The sequence below is a fragment of the Pelotomaculum sp. PtaB.Bin117 genome (genome assembly GCF_002067195.1).
In the GTDB taxonomy this organism is placed as follows: Bacteria; Bacillota; Desulfotomaculia; order Desulfotomaculales; family Pelotomaculaceae; genus Pelotomaculum_D; species Pelotomaculum_D terephthalicicum.
In genome coordinates this window covers 1-21,967 of the sequence record NZ_MVQM01000091.1, presented here as the reverse complement: position 1 = coordinate 21,967, position 21,967 = coordinate 1, and the positions used below count along the sequence as shown (strand labels likewise).

23 protein-coding genes and 1 pseudogene are annotated in these 21,967 nt (G+C 50.7%); 20 read left to right on the top strand and 4 right to left on the bottom strand.

Going from position 1 to position 21,967, the window contains the following annotated elements:
* Positions 1–5: 5 nt before the first annotated feature.
* On the bottom strand, positions 6–1,148 hold the full coding sequence (locus A4E54_RS06105) for an exonuclease SbcCD subunit D (protein WP_286725052.1): 1,143 nt from the start codon (positions 1,146–1,148) through the stop codon (positions 6–8).
* Positions 1,149–1,255: 107 nt separating this feature from the next.
* Positions 1,256–2,743 (bottom strand): methyl-accepting chemotaxis protein, encoded by a 1,488-nt coding sequence (locus tag A4E54_RS06100; RefSeq protein WP_240083713.1) that lies wholly within the window; start codon positions 2,741–2,743, stop codon positions 1,256–1,258.
* A gap of 426 nt (positions 2,744–3,169) precedes the next feature.
* Here A4E54_RS06100 and A4E54_RS06095 point away from each other — a divergent pair, with 426 nt between their 5' ends.
* Complete coding sequence (locus tag A4E54_RS06095; protein WP_240083712.1) at positions 3,170–3,775, top strand: hypothetical protein; 606 nt, start codon at positions 3,170–3,172, stop codon at positions 3,773–3,775.
* A 153-nt stretch (positions 3,776–3,928) separates the two neighbouring features.
* Here A4E54_RS06095 and A4E54_RS06090 read toward each other — a convergent pair whose 3' ends face one another.
* Positions 3,929–4,147 carry a hypothetical protein gene (locus tag A4E54_RS06090; RefSeq protein ID WP_240083711.1) on the bottom strand — a complete coding sequence of 73 codons (219 nt, stop codon included), beginning with the start codon at positions 4,145–4,147 and terminating at the stop codon, positions 3,929–3,931.
* Between the two features lie 142 nt (positions 4,148–4,289).
* Here A4E54_RS06090 and A4E54_RS15745 point away from each other — a divergent pair.
* A pseudogene (locus A4E54_RS15745) lies at positions 4,290–4,433 on the top strand (DNA alkylation repair protein); the annotation flags it as partial.
* Between the two features lie 3 nt (positions 4,434–4,436).
* Here the strand turns inward: A4E54_RS15745 and A4E54_RS15740 are convergent.
* A complete protein-coding gene (locus tag A4E54_RS15740) occupies positions 4,437–4,544 on the bottom strand; it encodes a TipAS antibiotic-recognition domain-containing protein (protein ID WP_353681815.1) in 108 nt (35 codons plus the stop codon).
* Between the two features lie 97 nt (positions 4,545–4,641).
* Between A4E54_RS15740 and lepB the strand changes: the two genes are divergently transcribed.
* From lepB to A4E54_RS06000, 18 genes are all read left to right on the top strand, one after another.
* The gene (gene lepB, locus A4E54_RS06085; protein WP_240083709.1) at positions 4,642–5,181 is read left to right on the top strand and encodes a signal peptidase I; all 540 of its coding nucleotides are present in this window, start codon (positions 4,642–4,644) and stop codon (positions 5,179–5,181) included.
* Positions 5,182–5,202: 21 nt separating this feature from the next.
* On the top strand, positions 5,203–5,379 hold the full coding sequence (locus A4E54_RS06080) for a hypothetical protein (protein ID WP_240083708.1): 177 nt from the start codon (positions 5,203–5,205) through the stop codon (positions 5,377–5,379).
* Between the two features lie 55 nt (positions 5,380–5,434).
* The gene (rsgA, locus tag A4E54_RS06075; protein WP_240083707.1) at positions 5,435–5,944 is read left to right on the top strand and encodes a GTPase RsgA; all 510 of its coding nucleotides are present in this window, start codon (positions 5,435–5,437) and stop codon (positions 5,942–5,944) included.
* A gap of 157 nt (positions 5,945–6,101) precedes the next feature.
* Complete coding sequence (gene priA, locus A4E54_RS06070) at positions 6,102–8,351, top strand: replication restart helicase PriA (RefSeq protein WP_240083706.1); 2,250 nt, start codon at positions 6,102–6,104, stop codon at positions 8,349–8,351.
* Positions 8,352–8,365: 14 nt separating this feature from the next.
* Positions 8,366–8,824: a peptide deformylase gene (gene def, locus A4E54_RS06065; RefSeq protein WP_240083705.1), complete on the top strand. Its 459-nt coding sequence runs from the start codon at positions 8,366–8,368 to the stop codon at positions 8,822–8,824.
* Between the two features lie 120 nt (positions 8,825–8,944).
* Positions 8,945–9,901: a methionyl-tRNA formyltransferase gene (gene fmt / locus A4E54_RS06060; RefSeq protein ID WP_286725045.1), complete on the top strand. Its 957-nt coding sequence runs from the start codon at positions 8,945–8,947 to the stop codon at positions 9,899–9,901.
* Positions 9,898–10,686, top strand: coding sequence for a DUF116 domain-containing protein (locus tag A4E54_RS06055; protein ID WP_240083703.1), 789 nt, complete (start codon positions 9,898–9,900; stop codon positions 10,684–10,686). Before fmt ends, A4E54_RS06055 begins: the two co-directional genes overlap by 4 nt.
* A gap of 71 nt (positions 10,687–10,757) precedes the next feature.
* Positions 10,758–12,113 carry a 16S rRNA (cytosine(967)-C(5))-methyltransferase RsmB gene (gene rsmB / locus A4E54_RS06050; RefSeq protein WP_240083702.1) on the top strand — a complete coding sequence of 452 codons (1,356 nt, stop codon included), beginning with the start codon at positions 10,758–10,760 and terminating at the stop codon, positions 12,111–12,113.
* A gap of 47 nt (positions 12,114–12,160) precedes the next feature.
* Positions 12,161–13,234 (top strand): dual-specificity RNA methyltransferase RlmN, encoded by a 1,074-nt coding sequence (gene rlmN / locus A4E54_RS06045; RefSeq protein WP_240083701.1) that lies wholly within the window; start codon positions 12,161–12,163, stop codon positions 13,232–13,234.
* A gap of 90 nt (positions 13,235–13,324) precedes the next feature.
* Positions 13,325–14,086: an FHA domain-containing protein gene (locus A4E54_RS06040; RefSeq protein WP_240083700.1), complete on the top strand. Its 762-nt coding sequence runs from the start codon at positions 13,325–13,327 to the stop codon at positions 14,084–14,086.
* A 2-nt stretch (positions 14,087–14,088) separates the two neighbouring features.
* On the top strand, positions 14,089–14,592 hold the full coding sequence (locus A4E54_RS06035) for an FHA domain-containing protein (protein WP_240083699.1): 504 nt from the start codon (positions 14,089–14,091) through the stop codon (positions 14,590–14,592).
* Positions 14,570–15,283 carry a Stp1/IreP family PP2C-type Ser/Thr phosphatase gene (locus A4E54_RS06030; protein ID WP_240083698.1) on the top strand — a complete coding sequence of 238 codons (714 nt, stop codon included), beginning with the start codon at positions 14,570–14,572 and terminating at the stop codon, positions 15,281–15,283. The genes A4E54_RS06035 and A4E54_RS06030 overlap by 23 nt, the downstream gene beginning before the upstream one ends.
* Before the next feature lie 230 nt (positions 15,284–15,513).
* The gene (locus A4E54_RS06025) at positions 15,514–16,722 is read left to right on the top strand and encodes an FtsW/RodA/SpoVE family cell cycle protein (RefSeq protein ID WP_240083725.1); all 1,209 of its coding nucleotides are present in this window, start codon (positions 15,514–15,516) and stop codon (positions 16,720–16,722) included.
* Positions 16,719–18,113, top strand: a complete 1,395-nt coding sequence (locus A4E54_RS06020) for a peptidoglycan D,D-transpeptidase FtsI family protein (RefSeq protein ID WP_240083697.1) — start codon at positions 16,719–16,721, stop codon at positions 18,111–18,113. Before A4E54_RS06025 ends, A4E54_RS06020 begins: the two co-directional genes overlap by 4 nt.
* 63 nt (positions 18,114–18,176) lie before the next feature.
* Entirely contained in the window at positions 18,177–20,048 is a 1,872-nt protein-coding gene (pknB, locus tag A4E54_RS06015) for a Stk1 family PASTA domain-containing Ser/Thr kinase (RefSeq protein ID WP_286725035.1), read from the top strand.
* The gene (gene rsgA / locus A4E54_RS06010) at positions 20,026–20,925 is read left to right on the top strand and encodes a ribosome small subunit-dependent GTPase A (protein WP_240083695.1); all 900 of its coding nucleotides are present in this window, start codon (positions 20,026–20,028) and stop codon (positions 20,923–20,925) included. Before pknB ends, rsgA (A4E54_RS06010) begins: the two co-directional genes overlap by 23 nt.
* Positions 20,925–21,611 carry a ribulose-phosphate 3-epimerase gene (gene rpe, locus A4E54_RS06005; protein ID WP_240083694.1) on the top strand — a complete coding sequence of 229 codons (687 nt, stop codon included), beginning with the start codon at positions 20,925–20,927 and terminating at the stop codon, positions 21,609–21,611. The genes rsgA (A4E54_RS06010) and rpe overlap by 1 nt, the downstream gene beginning before the upstream one ends.
* A 34-nt stretch (positions 21,612–21,645) precedes the next feature.
* Positions 21,646–21,967: transposase (locus A4E54_RS06000; RefSeq protein WP_286725031.1), on the top strand; the 322-nt coding region annotated here is incomplete at its 3' end.

The following is a 21,967-nucleotide window of genomic DNA, read 5'->3' as shown; positions in this document are numbered from 1 at the left end:
TAAATTCACCTTTGTTCTTTCGGGTAGAATAATTCAACTGTTTGGGCGAACGTCCGGGCTTCCTCGCTGTTAAGGGGAACTCCGGTTACTTGTTCGAAGAATGAAGAAAAGAGATCCATATCGCTGAGGCGCCGGTGGTCGCCGCGCGGGCCGCGCAGCTCGCCGCCGTCAAGCAAAAATGGACGCTCGATGTGCAGAACGTTGGGATAGATTTCACGCAGCTTGCCGAGCGCGTCAAGGAGCGCACCGGTGTCTTTCAGAGTTACCATAATATAATCTTCTTTGTTTTCTCCGTTTTTCGGAGCGGTCAGAATATCTGTCAGGTAACCCTCCAGGCAACGCACGTCACGGCGCGGTGAAAGAGTGACTTTATCCAGATTTATATTGCCGGCCTCATCCATTTCCACCAGATTAATTGATTTCCGGTGCGGGGATTCAGAAAAGGAATATTTCAATAAAGAACCGGCATAGTAAATTCCAGTCCCGGTTTTCTGGGGTTTGTGCAGGTGCCCCAAGGCAGCGTAATTGAAGGATTGGAAACATGCGGCATCAACCATTTCCGTTCCGCCGATGGTAAGAGGACGCTCTGATTCGCTGCTTTCACCCCCGGCGACATAAGCGTGGGCAACGGCGACAGCCCTTGAGCCGCGGGGAAGCGACGCCGTATAATGCTTGAGCAAACAGCGCATGGCGCTGTTGTAGTCTGTCGCATCCGGAGCCGCCAGTGTTTCTCTTACCACGGAAGGCTCCGCATAGGGAACCGGGCAGAAATATACCGGCCCGTGCGAGTCTTGAAGAATGATGGGGGCAAGGTTGGTACTTGGCTGTCCAATGATAAAAAGTCCCTGGCGGGCCAGCAGGCGGGTGCCGAATCCAAGCCGTTCAGGGCTGTCATGGTTGCCGGCGATCAGCAGCACAGGAACTGAAAAGTCCATAAGAACGCGGGAAATTACCTCATCTAAAAGCTTTACCGCGTCCGTGGGCGGCACGGAGCGGTCGTAGACGTCTCCGGCAATAATAATCACATCCGGCTTGACGTCACCGGCAACTTGAAGAAACTGCTCCAGCACATAAGCCTGATCATCTGTCAGGTGGATGCCGTGAAAAATACGTCCCAAATGCCAGTCGGAGGTGTGCAGTATTCGCAATTCTATTTCCCCCATGAGATAATAATCGCCGCACGCAATGATGGTCATGTGTAAATTTCTATCCTTGGGGCGTGATTACCTTCATTATTGAGAAACGGAATTTGACTTTAATCATTTAACCGCACGTCCGCTCCCAGCACACCAATAACCGGGCCATGAATGTCCCGCACTGGAACGGATATGGTCAGGCATAATTTTTTAGTTATGGCGGATAAATAAATGTCCGAAACGTATTCCTCACCGGCGGCGGCCCTTTGCCACCACCGGCGAATCTTGGCGTTAGCCAAACCGGCCGGCGGTTCGGAAAAAACAAACGTGCCGTCCATACGGTTCGACCATACTGCCTCGAGTTCAGGCTGCCTGCTAAGCAATTCTCTCAGTACTTGTTGATGCTCTTTATTATCTAGGGACGTGATGCGGGATTTTTCAGACTCCGCGCGCAGTACTTTGAGCAGCCGCTTTATTTTTTCTTTATGGGCCGCGCTGCCTGTAATGGCGCTGACATCCAGCTTTACTTTCCCGCTGACATCTTCCAGCATATCTGCGGCTTTTTGCAGGCGCACTCCGGTCGCGCTGATTTCTCCGAAGTTTTCTTTTTGCGCTTCCGCCGCCGCGCCAACCTGCCGCAGATAATCCTTGATTTCCTCGCTGCTCTTTTCCACTGCGGATGAGATGGCCGACACCGCCCGGGCGATTTCAGTCAACACCGCTTCGGCGTTTACCGTACTCTTAACTCCGTCAGCGATGCTTCTCCGGTCGTTTTCCGCCGTTGATTTAACCTTTTCAACCTCTTTGCGGATTGATTGGAGTATTGCAACTGTATCACCCACTGCTGAAAAAGTTTTTTCAGACAGATTTTTAACTTCTTCGGCTACGACTGCAAAGCCACGGCCATGTTCACCGGCCCGGGCAGCCTCGATGGAGGCGTTAAGCGCCAGCAGCTTGGTTTGATCAGAAATTTCCGCTATGGCGGTAAGAATGACGTCAATCTGCCCCACTGCCGCATCCAACGTTGTTACGTATTCAGCCACTTGGGTCGAGTCAATATCAGCTTGTTCGATAGCGCGGCGGGCAGAACCCATTTCTTCCAGACAGGTGGCGACAGACCGCTCGTTCTCCCGGGTCTCTTGCCGTAATTTCCTGGACATATCAGCCAGTGAACCGGCCACTTCTTCCACCTTGGTAAAGTCTTTGGCAATTTGCCCGGCTGTCTCGATAGTCATATTCATTTGTTCAACAGCGGCGGAAACCTGCTGCGCTGCCAGCTGCGCCTTCCCCGCCATATCCTTTAACAGCTTGGCGGTTTTGTCGACGGCTTCAGTCAGACCGATATATTCCTTGGGATAATGGTGTTCCTTGTTTTGGACGGCAACCCTCCCCGCGGCAAGCTCCATTATCTCCTGGCGCAGGGAAGCAAGCCACTGGCTGCTGCCTCTCCGCCGCCACGTGCCGAATAACAATCCGGTAATTAGCGTGTTGACAATCAACGCCGTTACCGCCCTGACCTCCCAGTGGCAAAAATAAGCTAAAACTGCTACCGAGAGCAGAGCAGAGCATAGTAAATAAGCTCTTGCCAGGTGTTCACTTTTTAACATATTTTCAAACCACCCCACACTGGAAAATCCGCCTCCGGTGAACTGCGGGCGGCCAATAAAAAAGCCCTCACCGCTAGAACGGCCAGGACTTCACTGTCTTAATTCCTTATATCTCCATTGATCTTTAGGAACAATAAAATTATAACAACGCAATGGTTTAAGAGCAAGGATTTTTTAACAGCATTGGCTTTGGGTCCTGGCATGGTTTCTTGGATAAAAATCATTATTATAATTTACTGGGATGGTAAATACTAATTATGATTTTTAATTTGTATAATTACTTTATTTGTTGGGTGGTGTCAAAACTCGCTGTTCGTGGTAAAATGTTTGCATGTGATAATTTGGTTTTAAGTATTTTGTACAAGTTTAAGGGGCAGAAGGGTTTGCGCGTAAGCTGGATTATTCGTTGAACAGGAGGAGAAATCTGTGATTGACGAAGTAAATATGAGCGATATCGACCCCATGATATATGAAGGTGCAAAATGGGATGCTTCTGAAGTATTATATAAGCCGAACGAGTTTGAAGGCAGAACTCTAACGAATCCTCCCGACTTTGTGATAAAGAAAGATGGTATTGCCTTCTGGATACAGATGAAGGAGCTAGCAGAAACAGAGCGGGAGAATGGGCGGTCAAAGGATATAGCGCATATCAGAGGTTGTTTGACTGAGGCGGCCGGAGTATTCGACTGGGATACGGATGATCAGAATATAAATCTGATTGTTATGAAGACCGGCCAAGCCAGCTATCGAAATATTGATCTTGGACAAGCTGTATTCGGGGATGAAGTGTTTAAATATGGAAGATTTGGAAAACGGGAATGGCATAGGGAAAATAATGGATTCTTTCACGATCCCGGCTTTTGTTCTAAGGTGGCGGGGGTAATTGTTATAAAACGCGAAGAGCATTCGCCGATAAGCGGATATGCTAAACTGCTGTTTATTAATGATAGATTTAAAGATAGATTGGAGCAGATACGTTTAATTTTGGATTTCGATAGGGCTATCTACTTTAATGAATTGATGCTTGATTAAGACTAAAAAAACAGTTTATATATATTATTAGAAGTTAAGATGTAAATAGTTAACTAATTTTAATTAATGTATGGATATAACTGATAATGAAAGAGAGCAAGCATTGAGGAGTTGATTGGCAACGACGATGAACAGGTTATATTCCCGGGTTGGTCATGTCCTATTTTTTCTTCTTGTTGGGTAGGGTGTAACTATATACCTTACCCCTACAACCATCCTGATTAATTTATTTAAAAGGCAAATGATTTTTGCAAACTCCCAGTTACAGATATCCTTTGCAGCGGTATTGATATTGTATTTACTGATATCATTATCATTATTATTTTTATTGTTTTTTAAATTTCCGAAATTATTTAATATAAACCAATTCATTATTTATACCTCCACTATGTTGATTATTTGCATAAATAAATCTGAATATACATTAAAAGTGGAGGTGTGTTCACTTAGACAAACTTAAATCTTTCTAGTTATTTGTTTTTGCTCCAATTGAATTTGAGCTCTTAAAACAGGCTATTGTGAAGATGCGTTCGTAGCATTCGATTGGGCTTACCGGATGCAAAAAAATTATAAGCCGGTTGATATTGAGATGTTTGAACGGTGGGTTGAGCAATATGTTGATAATCGGGATTTAAAGGAACAGGTAATGAAAGGATAGATTTTATGCTTTATTCATACAATAATGCTGGATGGCGTCATTATAGTATGCGGCAAGACCGGGAGTAAATTTATCATAAAACGCGGTAAATCTCCCGTCGGAAATATACATATTGCATTGGAAGAATAAGCATAAATTTCAATAGTAGTAAATAAAAAAATAAGATATAATTGAGTAAATCTACCAGATAACTTTTAAGGAGAAAACAATGGGATCTAAAATAAAAGAAATATTTTTTGACTGGATAAAAATTATCGTGGCGGCCATTGTGCTGTCCTTATTTGTTAGAAACTACGTTGCTGAGGCGAAATGGATCCCTAGTGAGTCGATGCTGCCAACTTTAAAGGTTGGAGACCACATAATAATAGACAAACTTTTTTATAAGCTCAACGGAGCAGGGGGAATCAACCGCGGTGATATTGTTGTCTTCAATCCGCCGCAGTCTGCTAATTTAAGCGAAAAGGTCTTGATTAAAAGAGTAGTTGGTTTGCCCGGAGAAACGATTTCGGTAAAGAGCGGGTCGGTTTACATTAACGGAAAACAAATTAATGAACCATATATTCTTGAAAAATCCAGTATGGATTTTGCGCCTTTGGAAATACCTGACAATGAAATATTTGTGATGGGAGATAACCGCAATATCAGCTATGATAGCAGGTTTTGGGGGCCATTGCCCCTTGCCAATATTATCGGCAAGGCTGAATTTCGTTATTATCCCATTAATGAAATGGGAATAATTAATCCCTAGGTTTGAAAACGAGTATAATATTTGGAAGAATATTTAATTATATCTGAAGCAAAAGAAAATCTCGATATTCAGAGAAAAAAACAAGGATTGATTAAGGATTTTCATTGCATAATAAATCAAACGCTGAAGGAGCTGATCTTCATGTTGAAAGCACATATTGCGGAGTCGGTGGTAACAGGGGAGGTGCGTTCAGACTAAAATTAATCCGCCCTCCCCTTGCCATGCTATCAAAATAGGGAGGACAAATTTAATAATGAGTAAAATAAATTTATATGATATAGGGCTTTCCGCACGATATGCCCAGGAAGCTGCGATATATGGCGGCAATTTCTATTTGGCGAGAGTTTCAGCGCAGCACAATGACAAGGGCAGGCATACTACCACTAACAGACAGCTGCTTGTATTGCCTGAAGGCGGAGTGGTAATCGACACTCCCGGAATGAGAGAACTTCAGATACTGGACGCCGACTTATCGAAGTCTTTTTATGACATTGAGAAATTGGCCGAAAAGTGCTATTTCAGGGATTGCAGGCATGAGTCCGAACCGAAGTGCGCTGTAAGGAAAGCCATTGAGGATGGGATATTAGCCGCCGGGCGATTTGAAAATTACAAAAAGCTCCAGCGGGAGATGGTCTTCGAAGAACGCAAAAGCACAATGACCGCCGCGCAGGCGCAGAAGCAGAAGATGATCGATATGATGGGAACGCTTGATCGATATAAGCAGGTGCAAAAATTTAACAGAAAGAACAAAGGCGGCAGGTAATCCAAGAGGCTGTACCGCAATATTAATTTCGGTACGGCCTCTTTGCCGTAAGACGTCAATATTAACCTCTTTTCCCAGACGCCTGGTGATGTTTATCACCGGGCTTTTTTTTGATATAATAGCTCTAGGTTTGAAAAGATTTCCCCTGGAGGGTATAATGAAAAAAATTGGAGATTATGCCGAGGTGATTATCGCGCTGAATACCCGGAGCATTGACCGGGTTTTTCACTATGCCGTGCCGGCTGCTCTTCAGGATAAAGTTAAAATAGGTGTCAGAGTACAGGTTCCTTTCAACAACAGGCGTCTGACCGGGTATGTCACCGGCTTCGGCTTTCCGGAAAACACGGTAAATATCAAGGAGATTGCCGGGGTATTGGACGCTGAGCCGGTATTTACCCCGGAATTATTGGAACTGTCCCGCTGGATGGCTAAAAATTACCTCTGCAGCACGGCGGAAGCGCTTCAGCGGATCTTATCCCCTCGCTTGCTGGTAAAAGGAACGCGGCTGGTGAAACAAGTTCACCCGGCTATCCCGGCGGAAGAGTATGATAATGTGCTGAATTCACTGCGACGAGCTCCAAAACAGGCGGCCTTATTAAGAAAAGCGATGATTAATCCGGGGTTGACCCGCAAGGAACTAGCCGAGGCGGCGGGCGTGTCAACTTCAGTAGTTGACGCGCTAGTTGAAAAGGGCCTTCTGCTGACATCACCGGCGGTTTTGTCGCGGCGGCCGGGCCGGACCGCGCAGACCCAAGTTGCTCTTGATCCTAACGGGCTTATTCTCAATAACGGGCAGAAAGCCGTTTTTAATCAAGTCGCGCGGGAAATCAGACAAGGCTCTTTTAACGTTTTTCTCTTGCACGGCATTACCGGCAGCGGCAAAACCGAGATTTACCTGCATGCTGTTTCAATAGCCCTGGAAGCAGGCCGTCAGGCGGTTGTGCTGGTGCCTGAGATATCACTGACGCCCCAAATGGTGGAGTTGTTCCGCGAGCGCTTCGGCGGGCAAGTGGCTGTCTTACATAGCGCGCTTTCGGGTGGGGAAAGATATGACGAATGGCAGCGGATCAAGGAAGGCGAGGCGCCTGTGGTGCTGGGGACCCGCTCGGCGGTCTTTGCCCCTCTGCCCAGGGCGGGACTGTTTGTGATAGACGAAGAACACGAATCTTCTTATAAGCAAGACGACCACCTGCGCTATCATGCCAGGGAGGTTGCGATAAAAAGAGCCCAACTGGCAGGGGCGGTGGTATTGCTGGGCAGCGCCACGCCTTCCCTGGAATCGCAGCTGAAAGCTTCCGCAGACGGCCCGTACCGGTTGTTGAAGCTTACGGACAGAATTGACGGGCGTCCTCTCCCGCCGGTGCGGGTTGTGGATATGCGTCGGGAAACGAAGGATGGAAACAGCGGCATTTTTAGCAGAATACTTGTCGCCGCGGTAAACAGGCGCCTGGAAAAAGGTGAACAGGTGCTGCTTTTCTTGAATAGACGCGGTTACGCAACTTTTGTAATTTGCCGTGAATGCGGGCTGGTTCTAAGGTGCCCGCGGTGCGATATTTCCCTCATCTACCACCGGGACGGCCGCTTGCGGTGCCATTACTGTAATTATACCGTCAGGTCACCTGATTTATGTCCCACCTGCGGCAGCCAAAATATCAGGCATTTCGGGACGGGCACACAAAGGGTGGAAGAAGAGGCGCGCCAGTTTTTTCCGGAGGCGCGGATTCTCCGGATGGACAGTGACACAACTGCCCGCAAAGGAGCACACTTAAAAATAATCAGCGCTTTTCGCGACAGGCAGGTTGATATCTTAATCGGCACCCAGATGATTGCCAAGGGCCTGGATTTTCCCGGGGTGACTCTGGTAGGGGTGATAAATGCCGATACAACGCTGCATATGCCTGATTTCCGGGCGGCTGAGCGTACTTTTCAGCTATTGACTCAGGTGGCCGGCAGGGCCGGGCGGGGTGACTTGCCGGGTGAGGCGCTTGTCCAGACATATACCCCGGATCATTACAGTATCACTGCCGCCGCCGCCCATGATTGCGACCGGTTTTACCTTAGTGAAATGCCGGTGAGGCGCTCTTTGGGATACCCCCCTTTCAGTCACCTGGCCCGGCTCCTGTTTACCCACGAGGATGAGGAAGAAGTGAAGAAAGGAGCCGGACAGGCTAAAGAGATATTAATAAACATGTTGACCGGCAGTGATAAAAATATCTCTATTCTCGGGCCGGCCCCCGCGCCGTTGAGCAAGATAAAAGACAGATACCGCTGGCAGTTGGTTATTAGGGCTTCCCGTCGTGATTGGCTGAGAGATGTGATTAAAGAAAGCCTGTCCTTATTGGAAAAGGGGCCTTCATCGATCAGGCCGGCGGTTAATGTGGATATTAACCCGCAGGGAATGTTGTAAAAGGAGGAAACGTTTTGGCAATATATAAAATAGTGGAGTTGGGAAATGCCATTTTAAGAGAGCGCGCCAAAGCGGTGCCGAAAATAACCTCAAATATTTTAAAACTTCTTGATAATATGGCTGATACTTTGTACAGCGAAAAAGGGGTTGGCCTGGCCGCGCCGCAGGTAGGCGTGGCGAAAAGGGTGGTTGTTATAGACGCCGGCGAAGGCCTGGTTGAGCTTATCAACCCTGAAATAATCAAATTTGAAGGCCAGGCCACTGACACCGAAGGGTGCCTGAGTATCCCGGGCACTGTGGGGGATGTTACACGGGCCGCGTCTGTTGAGGTGAAATGTCAGGACCGTCATGGCAAGGAGCGAATTATTCAAGCAAGTGACTTGTTTGCCAGGGCGCTTCAGCACGAAATAGATCACCTGGACGGTGTCCTGTTCATCGACCGGGCGCAGAAGGTATGGAAAGTAAAGAATTAAGTTGGGAAGAAGCTGTATTCAGTAGTTAGTAGTCAGAATGAGAGAAAGTGGTTTATTATTTTGAAGTATGCTGAATTCTGACTCCTGGATTCTGAATACTTGAATATTGAGGGATGAGAGATGCGTGTAGTATTCATGGGAACGCCGGATTTCGCGGTGCCGTCATTAAAGGCCCTGGTTGAGGCCGGCCACGACGTGCGGGCTGTTATAACGCAGCCTGACAGGCCGAAAGGCCGGGGTAAAAAATATGCGCCGCCGCCGGTAAAGGAAGCTGCTCAAAGTTTAAAACTGCCCGTTCTGCAGCCGGCCCAGGTAAAAGAGCCGGAGTTTATTGAACAATTGCGAAGTTATTCACCGGAAGTTATTGTGGTCGTTGCTTACGGGCGGATTCTGCCGCCGGCTATTCTGTCACTGCCTGAACATGGCTGTGTAAATGTCCACGCTTCCTTGCTGCCGAAGTACCGGGGCGCGGCGCCTATTCACCGGGCGGTGATCAATGGTGAAAAGGTAACGGGGATTACCACCATGTTTATTGATGAGGGGCTTGACACAGGAGACATGATTCTTAAGGAAAAAGTTCCCATCCTTGGTGAAGATACCGTCGGTGACCTGCACGACCGTTTGTCCGTTGCGGGGGCGCGTCTGCTGGTCGAAACACTGGACATGATCGGGCGGGGGCGGGCGCCCAGAATTCCTCAGACCGGCGAATCCTCTTACGCGCCGGTGCTTACCGGCGCGGACGAATTGATCATATGGGACAAACCGGCTCAGGATATCTATAACCTGATCAGGGGCATGAACCCTTGGCCCGGCGCGCGTACCTATCTGGGAGAAAAAATGCTGAAGATCTGGCGCGCCGGTGTTCTTGATGACGAGCAAACGCTGGCCTGTCCGGGGAGAGTGATGGGTACTGTGCGGGAAGGTGTTTTAGTCGGTACTGGCAGGGGGCTGCTGGTAATTACTGAACTTCAGATGCAGGGAGCAAAGCGCATGAGCGCCGCCGACTTTTTAAGGGGCACCCCGGCCCCGCTGGGTGTGATTCTTTCAAATGCTCCGGGGAAGGACGGTATGCGGTGATATCAGGAACGTTAAACCCGGTGCGGAAAAGGTTGTTTGTCGGCCTGCTGAGCGCCAGCCTGCTGGCGGCTTGCTTGCTTCTAACGGCGATATGGTACATAACGGCCAACCCGGTTAGAAGCATGTTTGATCAGGTGCTCTTGCTGGCATTGGGAATTTTATTGCTGGGCGGTATCGTGGTGGCCGGTTTTGGGGTCGGGGGCATTGTGCTGACTATTATTTATGCGAGGGATATTTCGGCCTTCCGCGGCCCGATGCGGGTGGCCTTGAATATTTTCTTTCCACTCGCGCTGTTTCTCGGCCGTTCATTTCATATTGAAAAAGACAGGATTAAAAACTCATTTATCGAAGTGAACAATTTTTTGGTCAGATCTAAAACCCTCAACCTGCTCCCGAGTCAGGTCTTGCTGCTTGTGCCGCACTGCCTGCAAAAGAGTGACTGCCCGCATAAGATAACAGTCGATATTAATAACTGCCGACGCTGCGGCGGGTGTGTGGTCAGTAAGCTTCTGGAGCTGAGAGATCAGTATGGCATTAACATAGGTATGGCCACCGGAGGCACGCTGGCCCGGAAATTTGTCCGGGAGTACCATCCCCGTGGTATTGTGGCTATAGCGTGCGAGCGTGATCTCACCAGCGGCATTCAGGATTCCAACCCCATTCCGGTGCTGGGAGTTACGAATGAGCGGCCTTTCGGGCCATGTTTCAACACCCAGGTGAAATTGCCGAAGGTGGAGGAAGCCATCTGCTTTTTTATCAGTGAGAGAAGTAAATTGGTTGGCTGAAGCTTACAGCAACGAGAATAATATAGTAACCAGATATATATTTTGTGAATATTTGGAAAGGATGTATCCAGTTGCCCCAAATAACAGCCAGAGAACTGGCCTTGCAAGTGTTAAGAGCAGTGGAGGAAGACGGCGCGTATGCCAATCTGGCCTTAAATCAGGTCTTGGAAAGATACCGGCCCGGTAAGCTCGACCGGGCTTTTGCCACTGAATTAACTTATGGAACACTGCGGACACGCAATACTCTTGACTGGGTGCTGGGGCAATTTGTTAAAAAGCCGCTAACATCTCAGACTATTGCATTGCGCAATATCCTGCGCCTCGGTGTGTACCAGCTTATGTGCATGGACCGGGTGCCGCCGTCCGCTGCCTGCAATGAAGGGGCGGAGATGGCGCGCAGGCATGGACATCCCGGCTCGGTGAAGTTTGTCAATGGGGTGCTGCGCAACGTGGCAAGGCAAATAAAGGAAATTAAGTTTCCTCAACTGGCGGACGACCCAATCGCCCATATCTCGCTGCGCTATTCCCACCCGGCATGGCTGGTGGAAGGCTGGCTGGCGCGATTCGGCCCGGAGGAAACGATCTCCCTTTGCCGGGCCAATAATGAACCGGCGCCGAATACGGTGCGCACGAACACTTTGAAGCTGACGCGGGCCGAGCTCGCGGGCAGGTTGAGAGAAGACGGCCTGGCTGCGCGGGAAACCGCATATGCTCCGGAAGGGCTTAACATCGAAGACTTCTTTTCTTTGAACGCACTGGGTGCTTTTCAAGAAGGGTTGTTTCAGATCCAAGATGAAAGTTCCATGCTGGCCGGCCGGGCTTTAATGCCCCGGCCCGGCGCCCGTGTGCTGGACGTTTGCGGCGCGCCCGGCGGTAAAACCACTCATTTAGCGGAACTAATGGAAAACCGGGGTGAAATCCTGGCGGTGGATATCCACCCGCACAAGATCGCCTTGATTGAAGAGAATTGCCGCCGCCTCGGGATTAATATAGTCGAGGCGTTGGCGATGGATGCCGAAAGATTGCCGGAACAGCTGGATGAATGGGCTGATTTTATCCTGGTTGACGCTCCCTGCACCGGGCTGGGTGTCCTGAGACGCCGGCCTGATGCCAGATGGCGCAAAGAACCGGGCCAAATCCCGGCGATAGCGCGGCTGCAGGCCGGGATTTTAAAAAGCGCCGCCCGGTGTCTGAAGAAGAAGGGGGTGCTCGTATACAGTACCTGCACGATTACCCGTGAAGAAAATTTGCGTCAGGTTGAAGACTTTCTTTCCCGTCACCCGGACTTCAGTCTGGAAGACTTAAGCCCTTTTCTTCCGGTTGGCTTGGATGAGCAAGGGACTATGCGTTCCGGTTATTTGGAGATTCTGCCTCACCGGCATGGGATGGACGGCTTTTTTATATCCCGCATGAGAAAAAAGGGATAGGGCAAAATGATGGAGAATAGTTTTATTTAAGAAAGAGGAGCAGTTCAATGTCGGTCAAAATCGATTTGCGGGACCTCACCCTTTCTGAGTTGGTCGGTTTGACGCGGCAAATGGATGTCGAGACGTACCGGGCGAGGCAGATGGCAGAATGGGTCTTTCAAAAAGGCGCCGGATCTCTTGAAGAAATGACCAACTTGCCCCGTGATATGCGCGGGCGGCTGGCGTCCATAGCCGGGATTGGGCGCGTTGAAGTCATCAAAAGACAGGTTTCCCGGGGTGGAGACACAGTAAAGTATCTCTTCAAACTGGATGACGGTCAAGCGGTTGAAAGTGTTTTGATGAAACACAGCTACGGCAACTCTGCCTGTATCTCCACCCAGGCCGGTTGCCGGATGGGTTGCCGTCTCTGTGCCTCAAGCCTGGGAGGTTTCGTCCGGAACCTGCGTTCCGGTGAGATTTACGGGCAAGTTCTCGGTATGCAAAAGGACGCCGGAGAAAGAGTGAGCCACGTAGTGATCATGGGTTCCGGCGAACCGCTGGACAATTACGCGGCCACCCTTGCTTTTATAAAAAACGTTACTGCTCCTTACGGTCTTAATATAGGGCAGCGCCATATCACTGTTTCCACTTGCGGTCTGGCGCCCCGGATCAGGGAGATGGCCGGTGAAAAACTGGCGGTTACTCTGGCGGTGTCGCTGCACGCGCCGAACGATCACCTGCGGGATGAGTTAATGCCGGTTAATAAAAAATACCCGTTGCGGGTATTAATGGAAGCTTGCCGGGAATACGCGCTCAAGACAGGCCGGCGGATTACCTTTGAATACGCCCTGATTGCCGGTTTAAACGACGGGCATGAACTGGCCGCTGAATTAGGCGCGCTGCTGTCGGATATGCTCTGCCACGTTAATTTGATCTTAGCCAATCCGGTGCCGGAACGGGGTGTCAGGCCGTCTGCCAGGCGTCAAGCGCTCATATTTAAAAATATTCTTGAAAAAATGGGTATACCCGTTACTGTTCGCCGGAGTCTTGGCGGGGATATCGACGCCGCTTGCGGGCAGTTGAGGCAGAAAACTCTGGCAGGTTGGCATGACGCGTGCCTGCAGGGCGATTTTGAAGCCTGACGCAAAAGAGCGGGCGAGTGAGCTTGCAGAGAAGCGAATGAACTGGGCGAAGCGTTTGAAGTATAACCAGCGGATCAGGAGGTGAGCTCCTTGGGTGTTTTCTCAGGTTTGGAAGGCAGTTTGGAAAAATATATTGAAGGGTTTTTTAAAGACAGGTTTAAAGGACGCGTTCAGCCGGCCGAGATAGCGAAAAAGCTGGCCAGGGAGATGAGGGACCGCAGGCGGGTCAGTGTCAACAGAATTTACGTGCCTAATAAATTTACTGTTCACCTTAATGCTAGTGATTACGATCATATTGCGGCAATAGCTTCGGCATTTTCCGGTGAGCTTCAAGAATATGTAAATCAGAAGGCCAGAGAAAAGAAATATACCCTTGCCGGCCCGCCGGCCGTGGATTTTGTCAGAGAAGAGCTCGAAGAAACAGGGTTTATAAAAATAGAATCCGGTTTTAGCGAGGCGCCGCCGGAGGATGAACCAGCAGAGGCGGATGCGGGAGTGCTTGAACACACCCAGCTTTTTCGCCTGGCCAAGGATATTACTGTTGTGGAAAAGACGCCTGCCGTTTATGCCCGGCTGAAAGTTGAAGCCGGTCCGGAAAAAGGGAGGATTATTAATTTGAGTAAAGCCAGCCAGGTGATCGGGCGGCATGCCGGGTGTGATATCGTTCTGAACGACTTCAGTGTATCCCGGCGCCAGGCGCGGCTTGAATGGGTACAGGGCAGGTTTGCCATCACCGATCTTGGTAGCACCAACGGTACGTGGGTGAACGGTTCCAGAATCGTGTCAAAAGTGCTTGAACCGGGAGATGAAGTAGCCCTGGGCACCACAGTATGCGCATTTAAGGTGGATTAGACATGCTTACCATATTAATTACGGCTTTGCGGTATGCTTTTTTATTGCTTCTCCTTATTTCTATTTTCAGGCTGATTAAATGGATGATCGCCGACCTGAAAGAAGTATCGTCTCAACAGGTAATAGAAAACCCCCCCGGCAGGCCGAGAGAAGAACCTCGTTCTTCTTTCGGGACAACCGGTGAAGTAGAACTGGTGGTTGTCGAAAGCTCCGTATCCCAGCCAAAATCAGGCGACACTTTTGGTTTCCAAAGGGAAACTCTTATCGGCAGGGACGAACGGAGCGATATAATTATTGCTGGCACATTTGCCTCTGCCTGGCACGCGCGTATATACTTTAAGGAAGGACAGTACTGGCTGGAGGATTTGAAAAGCACCAACGGCACTTTCTTGAACGAAATCCAGGTGAATCAGCCGATTGTTTTGGCAAATAGAGATAAAATTAGAATCGGGGGAGTTATTTTTCAGTTTGTGAGGTGGGGGTATGAGATGGGCGCAGATCACTGACACGGGTTTATCAAGGAGGGTTAATGAAGACAGCCTGCTTGTGTTGCCGGAAATGGGGCTGCTGGCGGTAGCGGACGGGATGGGCGGACACCAGGGTGGTGAAGTCGCCAGCGGATTGGCGCTTCAAACGTTGCAGAAAGAGCTCGCCCGCTTGCTGAAAAAGGGTGAATCGCCTGAGAAAGCCCTGCTCAATTCAGTTAAAGTGGCCAATGTTTCGGTATTCAAAATGTCCGTACGGAAGGAAGAACTTAAGGGCATGGGAACGACATTAACCGCGTGTTTGAACTGTGCGGGCGACCTTATTATCGCTCATGTGGGTGATAGCCGGGCCTATTTGATTCGCCGGGGTGGTATTCGTCAATTGACTCAAGACCATTCACTGGTGCAGGAACTGCTAAGAAAAGGCGGCATTAACGAAGAACAGGCGCTTCAGCACCCCCAGCGCAATATGCTGACCAGGGCGCTCGGCACTGCGCAGTCGGTGGCGGTGGACCTTTACCGGGATAAATTAGCGGCAAACGATCTCCTCTTACTGTGCACCGACGGCTTAACCCGTTATCTTCGCCAGGAGGATCTATTATATGTGATCAAATCTTCCCAAGGGATTAACAGCGCGGTGCATGCCCTGCTCGGCAAGGCGCTTCAGTATGGAGGCGCGGACAATGTTACCATTATTCTGGCCCAGTTTTAAATTAGGAGTCAGACTCCCATGAAGCTTCGCTTCATCATCAGATAGCTGAAAATGGTAATGATTTATTTTTACCGTTCTCTTATTTTTCATTCATTAATATAAGGTTCCGGGGGAATAAAATGACTGACGGCAGTTACGGCAACTATATCAGCGCGGTGGCAAAAAGCGCGGCCCGCAGGAAAGGCCGGCGGGTTGAGTGGAAGCTGCTTTCTCTTATCGGGGTTTATGCCATGATCGGGGCGGCTGCGTTGTACCTGGGATCGGCCGGCGCGGCGGACCGGAAGGTCGTTTTCGCCTGCGTCTCAGTTGTCGCGGCCTACTTTTTGGTTAGTTTTTACTGGCATTATTCGGGCTACCGCGGGGATTGCTTTTTGTTGCCGTTAGTCGCCTTGCTTTCCACTACCGGCCTGATTTTCTTGTTTCGCCTGGATCCGGCTTATGGCGTGCGCCAGTTTTTCTGGCTGCTGATCGGGCTGGGAGTTCTGCTTTTAACCACACGGCTGCTTATTGATTTCCGGTTTTTAAGCGACTATAAATATATTTACGCGCTTGCCGGTTTGATTGCCCTTATCCTACCCGTTTTTTTCGGCCAGGAGCAGGGGGGGGCGAAGAGCTGGCTGGACCTTGGCATCTTTAATTTTCAGCCGTCCGAGTTTGTTAAAATCTTAGTAGTGCTTTTCCTGGCCAGTTACCTGTCGGAAAACAGGGCCGTCTTGACCGTCGGGACCAGAAACCTGGGCGGGCTGGCTTTGCCGGGGCCGCAGGAGTGGGGCCCGCTGCTGGCCATGTGGGGAATTTCCCTCTTATTGCTGGTGTATCAGAAAGACCTCGGCGCGGCGCTGATTTATTTCAGCACCTTTCTGACCATGGTTTATGTGGCCACCTCCCGTATTCTTTATGTTCTGTTTGGTTCGACGCTGTTTGCCGCGGGGGCGGCAGCCAGTTTCTACATGTTTGACCATGTGCGGGCCAGATTTGAAATATGGATGAACCCGTGGCCCAATATAGAAACTACGGGATACCAGATCATTCAGTCGCTTTTTGCGATTAACTCGGGCGGTGTGCTCGGCAGCGGTCTCGGGCTGGGATTTCCGGGATACATTCCGGCTGTGCATACCGATTTGATTTTTTCCGCTATTTGTGAAGAACTGGGTTTGGCAGGCGGCGCCGGTATTATTATCCTTTTTATGCTCTTTGTTTACCGGGGAATCAGGATTGCTTTAAAAACGACAGATGAATTCGCCGCCCTGGCAGCTTCCGGGCTGACCGCCCTGCTGGGTTTACAGGCTTTTATCATTATTGCCGGGGTAACCAAGCTGTTACCCCTGACCGGCATTACTCTTCCGTATATAAGTTATGGCGGCAGTTCGCTGGTGGCGAACTTTATATTGCTGGGGCTTTTATTAAATATTTCCCACGAGGAAGAAAGCGATTTATGAAGCAGAATATTCTAAAACTAGGTTTCTTGCTATTGGGCTTATTTTTAATCCTGGTGGGCTACCTGTCTTATTTGCAGGTGGTCAGGAACCCGGCCCTGGCCTCGAATCCTTATAACCGCCGCGTGCAGGAGATGGAGAATCAAACTGTGCGGGGAAACATCTATGATGCCAAGGGTGTTGTCCTGGCCCGGACGGAATTTGACGGCAAGCAAGGCCGGCGGGTTTATCCCCAGGGGGATGTCGCGGCGCATATTATCGGTTACGTTTCCGACCGGTACGGGCGGGCGGGCCTTGAATCCGCATACGATTCTTATCTGCTGGGCATGGAAGGATCCGACAGCGTCAGGAATTTTATCAATAGGCTCCTGGGTAAGGAGCAAAAGGGCGGGGATCTGACGCTCACTATTGACTCTTCCCTGCAGGAGCTTGCAGAGCAGCTGCTGGGGAACCGGCGCGGGGCGGTTGTTCTCGTTGACACCAGGACGGGAGCTTTGCGGGTAGTGGCCTCAGCCCCGGGTTACGATCCCAACCGCCTGGAGGAATACTGGCCGGTTCTGGTGCAGGCGGCGGACTCGCCCTTGCTGAACCGGGCGGCGCAGGGCGCTTACCCACCCGGTTCAACGTTCAAAATTATTACTGCGGCGGGAGCGCTGGCCGACAAACCCGGACTGGCCGACAGCACTTTTAACTGCCAGGGTTACTTGATGGTAGGCGGGTATAAGCTGACCGACCTGGCTGTGCATGGCGAAGTGGATCTGAAAAAGGCTCTCGCCGTCTCATGCAACACCACTTTTGCGCAGTTGGGCCTCGGGTTGGGCACCGACAGCTTTTACCGCACCTTTAAAGCTTTCGGGCTGGATCAGGACCCCGGCCCAGGAATCGCGGTGCGGCCGGGCACGCTTGCCGCTCCGGGTGATATGATTCAGACAGAACTGGCCAGCAGCGCCATCGGACAGGGCGAGGTGCTGGTAAGCCCGCTGCATATGGCCCTGGCGGCGGCGGCCATAGCCAACCAAGGTGTGATTATGCATCCCTACCTGGTTGAATCGGTAAGAGACTCCTCCGGTGCAGCCGTTCAGTCCGTAACGCAACGCCAGTGGCTTACCGCAACCACCCCGGCCATATCCGGAATCATTAAAGAAGGGATGATCGACGCGGTGCGCGGCGGCACGGCGACAGCAGCGGCTGTTTCCGGGGTGAAGGTGGCCGGTAAAACCGGCTCCGCGCAAAACCCGCACGGTAAGACGCACGCCTGGTTTATCGGTTTCGCGCCCGCGGAGCAGCCCAGGCTGGCTGTCGCGGTGGTTTTGGAAAACGCCGGTTCGGGCGCGTCTGTCGCGGCCCCGGTCGCGGGCAGTCTTCTGGCGACGGCTCTGGCGAAGGGGTATTAGATTGGCGAGCGGCGTGCAAAAAATAACTTTGCTAACGTTTAGTTTAGATTAGAGGTGAATAAAATGATCGGGAAGCTTTTGGGGAACCGCTATGAAATTGTGGAACAGCTGGGCGGCGGTGGTATGGCCATAGTTTATAAGGGCCGGGACACCATTTTGAACAGATTGGTTACCATAAAAGTGCTTCGTTCCGAGTTCAACAGTGACGAAGACTTCGTAAAACGGTTTCGCAGAGAGGCCCAGGCTATCGCCAGCCTCTCACACCCGAATATAGTCAGCATTTACGATGTCGGCCGGGTAGATGAAGTTGACTACCTGGTCATGGAATATGTTGAAGGCGACAACTTAAAAAATCTGATCCGGCTGCATGGCCCTTTAACCCCGGCCAGGTCCGCCCAAATTGCCCGACAGATCAGCGACGCGCTGGAACATGCCCATGAAAACAGCATCGTGCACCGGGATGTCAAGCCGCAGAACATTTTAATCACCAGGGACGGACGGGCCAAACTGACCGATTTCGGGATCGCCAGGGAGGCCACCGCCGCTACCCTTACCCAGACCGACGCCGTCATGGGCTCGGTTCATTACCTTTCCCCCGAGCAGGCGCGTGGAGAAAATACCGGACCGCGTTCCGACATCTATTCCCTGGGTGTCGTATTGTATGAAATGGCTACGGGAGCGCTGCCTTTCCAAGGGGACACCCCGGTCGGCGTCGCTTTGAAGCATATCCAGGATGAGCCGCCCCGCCCTTCCCTGCTGAATCCGGCGGTGCCGTTGAGCTTGGAAAAAGTAATCGCCCGGGCCATGACGAAGAGCCCGTCCGGCCGGTATGAAACAGCGAGACAGATGGCGCAGGAACTTGAGGATATAGCCGGAGCCGGCATAAAAGACCCGCCGCGGGCTGAGCCCGATGATGAATTCGCCACCAGAGTGATTCCCACCGTGCACAGGGCGGCCGGGGATATCCAGCCCGCTGAGAGGGATGTGCGCGGGAGAAAAAGAAGCAAGAGATGGCTCTGGTCGGCGTTGATTCTTCTGGTGCTGTTTGCCGCGGGGGCCGCCGCGTTTCAGTTTTACTTCAATATACCGGAAGTGACGATGCCTTCCGTCGAGGGAAAGACCCTTGATGAGGCTAAAAGCATCTTACGCCGGCAGGGTATAAAAAAAGACCCTCAGGTGTTCTTGAACTACCATCCCAGTGTGCCGGAGAACAGTGTCATTTCCCAGAAGCCCGCAGAAGGCGACAAGATAAAAGTAAACCATACCGTAATTCTATATGTCAGCCAGGGAGCGGAACTGCGGGAGGTGCCTTCGGTGATCGGCCACAGTTTCAGTAATGCAAAAAGCATGATTGAAAGAAATGATTTAAACGTAGCCATGCCCTATCAGGAAGGGTACAGCAATGAATATGCGGAAGGAGTCGTGATGGACCAGGAGCCCAAAGGCGGCAAACTCGCAAAAGGAAGCCAGGTAATCTTGCATGTCAGTAAAGGAAAGCAGCCCGTGATGCATAAGCTGCCCGACCTGACCGGCCTCACGCTGGAGAAGGCGAAAGAGGAATTGTTGAAACTTAAGTTAATCCTTGATGAAAATGTGAACAGGGTTAGAAGCAGCAGTTATCTCTCCGGGCAGGTGACAGACCAGAGCCCGGCCAAGAACACAGAGGTCGAGGAAGGCTCCGAAGTGCATGTAACCGTAAGCGACGGGCCGGGCCCGGAAAAGCGCACTAAAAATGTAACCGTCCCATTTAACGACGATAAGAAAGAGCACAAGCTGAGAATCGTGCTGAATGATGTGCGGGGCGCTACCGAAGTTTTTAACGGCACTGTCAGGAATGAAAAATCGGTGACCAAACAAATAACCTATTATGGTAAGGCGACTGTTCGAGTTTATGTGGATGAAGTCCTGGTGGATGGTGATATACCTCTTGATTAGCGGGGAAAACCTTGTTCAGGGCATTGTCCTGAAGGCGTACAGCGGCCATTATTTTGTTCATGACGGCGGCTGTGCATGGGAGTGCTCGTTGCGGGGGCGCTTCCGTTACGAAAAACAGCAAGTCCTGGTTGGAGACCGGGTGGAACTGGCGCCAAAAGCGGACCGGGCCGGGGTTATCGTGAAAGTATTGTCCCGCCGCTCCGCGCTGTTGCGGCCGCCGGTAGCCAACGTGGATCAAGCGATAATTATTTTTTCCGTACGGGAACCCGAGCCCAATCCCGGCTTACTGGACCGCTTTCTCATTACGGCAGTCATGAATCAGATTGAGCCGGTGATATGTTTCAATAAAATCGACCTTATAGAAAATGGCGAGGTTGCTCTTGTTTCCCGCTATCAGGGTGTATATACTGTGGCGCTAACCAGCGCGGTGACCGGAACGGGTCTGGACAGCCTGCGGGAGAAACTGCGGGGAAAAATTTCGGTATTCGCCGGCCCTTCCGGGGTGGGCAAATCGACGATATTAAACGCCATAGTGCCGGAGTTGAAACTTAAAACCGGCAGAGTCAGCGAAAAATTAAAGCGGGGCAAACATACGACCCGCCATGTGGAATTGATATCCCTGCCTGAAGGTGGATTGGTGGCGGACACCCCCGGTTTTTCCAGCCTGGACTTGCCCGATATCAAGCTGGAGGAACTAGCCGGCTACTTTCCGGAAATGGAAGAGTACAGCGGGGATTGTTACTTTAGCGGCTGCCTTCATGACAGGGAACCCGGGTGCGCTGTCAAGAAAGCGGTGGAACAAGGGGGAATTGAAGAATCACGCTACCGGCAATATGTTGAATTTTTACAAGAATTGAGAGGCAGGAGGCGGTATTGATGGTCAAACTGGCCCCTTCCATATTATCCGCGAATTTTGGGGCGCTGCTTGATGATGTTCGGCAAGTTGAAGAGGCCGGGGCGGAGTACCTGCATATTGATGTTATGGACGGTCATTTTGTCCCCAATATTACCATCGGCCCGCTGGTGGTGAAGGCGCTCAGGCCGAAAAGCCGCATGTGTTTTGACGTCCACCTGATGATTGAAAACCCGGAGCTGTACATTGAGCAGTTTATCAACGCCGGCGCGGACTTGATTACCGTGCATGTGGAGGCCGCACGGCACCTGCACAGGCTCTTAGCCCTGATCAAGGAAAAGGGTGTGCGGGCGGGCGTGGCGTTGAACCCGGCCACACCGCCCGGTGCCGTGGAGTATGTCCTTCCCTTGGTGGATCTGGTCTTATTAATGACCGTCAACCCAGGCTTTGGCGGACAGGCGTTTATTCCCGAAGTGCTGCCCAAGATCAAGGCTGTCAGGCAAATGCTTAACAAGCGGGGTTTAAAAGCTGAAGTCCAGGTCGACGGCGGGGTGAACCAGGACACGGCTGCCGCTGTGGTACAAGCCGGCGCCACGGTACTGGTAGCCGGCTCGGCGATTTTCGACAGCGCCGATATCGCTTCCGCCGTGCGTCAACTCAGAATAATAATGGGGTCAGCCCTTGACATTGGACAGGTAAATATTTTATAATTTTCCATAACACCAGATAATGGAGTGGGATATTATGGCTAGGCCCCTTAGGCTTGAATATGAGGGAGCAATGTATCATATAACGGCACGAGGGAATGAAAGAAAAAAGATATTTTTTATGCCTGACGATTATGAAAAATTTAAAGATTACCTCAAAGCTGCAAAACAGAAATATGGCATAATTATACACAGTTACGTTTTAATGAGTAATCACTATCATTTGATATTAGAAACTCCCGACGGAAATTTAAGCAAGGTAATGCATAATATTAACAGTTCATATTCAACATATCTAAATATTAGGCGAAAGAGGAGCGGTCATTTATTTCAAGGTCGGTATAAGGCAATTCTCGTTG

What these genes read in the sequence shown, in the direction of transcription:
- A4E54_RS06030 (WP_240083698.1), top strand. Translation starts at nt 14,570, where the DNA reads ATGAGATGGGCGCAGATCACTGACACGGGTTTATCAAGGAGGGTTAAT.
- lepB (WP_240083709.1), top strand. Translation starts at nt 4,642, where the DNA reads ATGGGATCTAAAATAAAAGAAATATTTTTTGACTGGATAAAAATTATC.
- priA (WP_240083706.1), top strand. Translation starts at nt 6,102, where the DNA reads ATGAAAAAAATTGGAGATTATGCCGAGGTGATTATCGCGCTGAATACC.
- A4E54_RS15740 (WP_353681815.1), bottom strand. Translation starts at nt 4,544, where the DNA reads ATGTATATTTCCGACGGGAGATTTACCGCGTTTTATGATAAATTTACT.
- A4E54_RS06035 (WP_240083699.1), top strand. Translation starts at nt 14,089, where the DNA reads ATGCTTACCATATTAATTACGGCTTTGCGGTATGCTTTTTTATTGCTT.
- rsgA (WP_240083695.1), top strand. Translation starts at nt 20,026, where the DNA reads ATGGTGATATACCTCTTGATTAGCGGGGAAAACCTTGTTCAGGGCATT.
- A4E54_RS06090 (WP_240083711.1), bottom strand. Translation starts at nt 4,147, where the DNA reads ATGAATTGGTTTATATTAAATAATTTCGGAAATTTAAAAAACAATAAA.
- rpe (WP_240083694.1), top strand. Translation starts at nt 20,925, where the DNA reads ATGGTCAAACTGGCCCCTTCCATATTATCCGCGAATTTTGGGGCGCTG.
- rlmN (WP_240083701.1), top strand. Translation starts at nt 12,161, where the DNA reads ATGTCGGTCAAAATCGATTTGCGGGACCTCACCCTTTCTGAGTTGGTC.
- fmt (WP_286725045.1), top strand. Translation starts at nt 8,945, where the DNA reads ATGCGTGTAGTATTCATGGGAACGCCGGATTTCGCGGTGCCGTCATTA.
- A4E54_RS06025 (WP_240083725.1), top strand. Translation starts at nt 15,514, where the DNA reads ATGATCGGGGCGGCTGCGTTGTACCTGGGATCGGCCGGCGCGGCGGAC.
- A4E54_RS06020 (WP_240083697.1), top strand. Translation starts at nt 16,719, where the DNA reads ATGAAGCAGAATATTCTAAAACTAGGTTTCTTGCTATTGGGCTTATTT.
- A4E54_RS06100 (WP_240083713.1), bottom strand. Translation starts at nt 2,743, where the DNA reads ATGTTAAAAAGTGAACACCTGGCAAGAGCTTATTTACTATGCTCTGCT.
- rsgA (WP_240083707.1), top strand. Translation starts at nt 5,435, where the DNA reads ATGAGTAAAATAAATTTATATGATATAGGGCTTTCCGCACGATATGCC.
- pknB (WP_286725035.1), top strand. Translation starts at nt 18,177, where the DNA reads ATGATCGGGAAGCTTTTGGGGAACCGCTATGAAATTGTGGAACAGCTG.